Raw genomic sequence first — 3,390 nt, forward strand, 5'->3', positions numbered from 1 at the left:
TATCGTCGCCGCGCCGCGTTGCGGCGAGTGGCCCGCCTATCGCGCCTTCCTCGCGCAGACCGTGCAGCCCGACGGCCGCGTGTTCGACGCCAGCACGCCGGCCCAGCAGTCGACCTCGGAAGGCCAGTCCTACGGCATGTTCCTCGCGCTGGCGGCCAACGATCGCGCCGGCTTCGAGCGCATGCTCGAGTGGACCCGCGCCAACCTGGCCGGCGGCCATTTCGACGCCAGGGACGCGCGCCTGCCCGCCTGGCAGTGGGGCCGCAAGCCCGACGGCGGCTGGGGCGTGCTCGATCCGAACTCGGCGGCCGATGCCGATCTGTGGATCGCCTACGACCTGCTGGAAGCCGGGCGGCTCTGGCACGTGCCCGACTACAGCGCGCTGGGCGCGGCGCTGGCCGCGCAGATCGCGCGCCGCGAGGTGGTCGAGCTGGCCGGGCTCGGCCCGATGCTGCTGCCGGGCCCGCAGGGTTTCGTCGAGGGCGACGTGACGCGCCTGAACCCGAGCTACCTGCCGCTGCCGGTGCTGCGCGCACTCGGCGGCGAACTGGGCGGCCCGTGGAACGCCATCGCCAGGAACGGCCTGCGGCTGGTGGCCGGCGCCTCGCCGCGCGGCTTCGCGCCCGACTGGGCGGCCTGGCGCGCCGGGCAGGTGGTGGTCGATCCGCGCACGGGCGACCTCGGCAGCTACGACGCGATCCGCACCTACCTGTGGGCCGGCCTCGCGAATCCCGCCGATCCGCTGGCCCGTCCCTGGCTCGACGCGCTGCGCGGGATGGCCGCGCAGGTCGCGCAAGGCGGCGTGCCGCCCGAGAAGGTGGCGGTGGCCACCGGTGCGGGCAGCGGCGAGGGCCCGCTCAGCTACTGGGGCGCGCTCGCGCCGTACTTCGCCGCGCTCGGCGACGCGCGCGGCCTGGCGCTGGCGCGTGCCCGCCTGAGCGCGCTCGATGGCAACGCGCCGGGCCGCGAACCCGTCTATTACGACCGCGTGCTCGGCCTGTTCGGCGCGGGCGCCGTGGAGGGCCGCTACCGCTTCGACGCGGGCGGCCGGCTGCTGCCCGCATGGAGTGAGGCATGTCGATGAAGTTCTTCCCCGCCCCGCGCCGGACCTCGCTCGCCGCCGCCCTGGCGCTGGCCGGCGCGCTCGCGCTCGGCCAGGCGCCGCATGCCCTGGCCGCCGGCTCCGACGCGCTGCAGGCGCTGATCGACCAGGGCAAGTACTGGCAGGCGCACGGCCGCAGCGACCTGGCCGAGCAGGCCTGGAAGAAGGTGCTCGGGATCGACGCGAAGCAGCCCGACGCGCTGCTCGGCATGGGCTTCGTGATGGCCGACCGCAAGGACGGCGGTCAATCCGAGTCCTACCTGGACCGGCTGCGCCAGGTCGCGCCGAACTATCCCGGCATCGACGAGCTGGGCCGGCGCCTCGGCCAGTCCTCGCCGCGCGACCAGACCGTCAACGACGCGCGGCGCCTGGCCCAGTCGGGCCGCAGCGCCTCGGCGGTCGAGCAGTACCAGAAGGCGATGGACGGCGCGCCGGCCACGCCCGGGCTGCGCCTGGAGTATTACCAGGCGCTCGCCGCCACGCCGAACGGCTGGGACGAGGCACGCAAGGGCCTGGAGACGCTGGCGCGCGACAACCCCGACGATCCGCGCTACGCGCTGGCCTATGCGCAGCACCTGACCTATCGCGATGTCACGCGCCGCGACGGCATCGCGCGCCTGCAGCAGTTGGCAGGCGACGCGAAGGTCGGCCGGCAGGCCCGCGAGAGCTGGCGGCAGGCGCTGCTGTGGCTGGCCGCGCGGCCTTCCGACCAGCCGATGTTCGACGCCTACTTCAAGCTCGCGCCGAACGACCCGGCGGTGAAGGCGCGCTACGACGCGATGGTGCTGCAGGAGAAGGCCAGCGACGCGCGCAGCGCGCAACAGGTGGCCGACAGCGCGCGCGGGCGCGCCATCGGCGACGGCTTCGCGGCGCTCGACCGCAACGACCTCGCCACCGCGCGCGCGCGCTTCAACGCCGTGCTCGCCGGCGCGCCGAACGACGCCGACGCGCTGGGCGGCCTCGGCATCGTCGAGCTGAAGCAGGAACATTTCCGCGAGGCCCGCAACGATCTCGAGCGCGCCTCGCGCGGCGGCGACCCGTCGCGCTGGCGCGACGCGCTGAAGAGCGCCGGCTACTGGAGCGACACGGGCGACGCGCTGGTCGCGCAGAATCGCGGCGACGTGGCGAAGGCCAAGTCGCTGTTCGAGCACGCGATCGCGACCGATCCGTCCGAGCCGGCCGCCCAGCTGATGCTCGGCGAGCTGCTGCTGGCCAATCGCGATCCGCGCGGCGCCGAGCAGGCCTACCGGATGGCGCTGCGCCGCCAGGCCGACAACCCCGACGCGATCCGCGGCCTGGTGGGCGCATTGGCCGCCCAGGGGCGCGGCGACGAGGCGCTGCAGTTCGCCAACCAGCTCACCACCGAACAGCAGGCCAAGGCCGGCGGCCTGGAGCGCCTGCGCGGCACCGCCGAGGCGGCCCAGGCGCGCGCCGCCGAGGCGCAGGGCGACCTGGGCCGCGCGCGCAGCCTGTTCGAGGATGCCCTGGTTGGCAGTCCCGACGATCCCTGGCTGCGCCTGGACCTGGCGCGCATCTACGTGCGCCAGGGCGCGGTGGCCTCGGCGCGCAGCATGATGGACGGCCTGCTCGCCGCGCATCCCGACATGCCCGACGCGCTCTACGCGGGCGCGCTGCTGGCCGAGCAGACCCACGATTACGGCGACGGCCTGCGCATGCTGGATCGCGTCGCGCCCGCCCGGCGCACCGCCGCGATGGGCGAGCTGCAGCGCCGCCTGTGGCTGGCCCAGCAATCGGCGCTGGCCGGGCAGATGGCCCAGCGCGGCCAGAATGCCCAGGCGCTGGCGATGCTGCGCGCGGCCGAGCCGATGGCGCAGGCGGACCCGGCGATGATGGGCCAACTGGCCGGCGGCTACCTGGCGGCCGGCGATCCGGCGCACGCCATGCAACTGGTGCAGGGCGCGATGGCGGCCGCGCCGGCCGACCTCGGCCTGCGCCTGCAATACGCCAACCTGCTGCTGGCCAATCACCAGGACGGCCTGCTCGGCGACGAGATGCGCCGCCTGCAGGCCACGCCGATGAGCGCCGCGCAGCACGCCGAGTTCGATCGCATCAACCTCGCCATCGTGGTGCGCCGCGCCGACCTGGTGCGCCAGGGCGGCGACCTGGCCGGCGCCTACGCGGTGATGGCGCCCTGGCTCGCGGCGATGCCCGAGGACCCCGACCTGCAGGGCGCGCTGGCGCGGCTCTATACCTCGGCGGGCGACCCGGCCAATGCGCTGACCTGCTATCGCATCGCGCTCAGGCGCAACCCCGGCGACGCCGGCCTG

General features: G+C 75.1%; 2 protein-coding genes. Both read left to right on the forward strand.

Annotated features, from left to right (window positions below):
• Window position 1: 1 nt before the first annotated feature.
• The gene (bcsZ, locus tag F3J10_RS34885) at window positions 2-1,084 is read left to right on the forward strand and encodes a cellulose synthase complex periplasmic endoglucanase BcsZ (protein WP_345791254.1); all 1,083 of its coding nucleotides are present in this window, start codon (window positions 2-4) and stop codon (window positions 1,082-1,084) included.
• Window positions 1,075-3,390: tetratricopeptide repeat protein (locus F3J10_RS34890; RefSeq protein ID WP_167243985.1), on the forward strand; the 2,316-nt coding region annotated here is incomplete at its 3' end. The genes bcsZ and F3J10_RS34890, both read left to right, overlap by 10 nt.

The sequence above is a fragment of the Burkholderia sp. Cy-637 genome (genome assembly GCF_011753175.1).
Lineage (GTDB): Bacteria > Pseudomonadota > Gammaproteobacteria > Burkholderiales > Burkholderiaceae > Burkholderia > Burkholderia gladioli.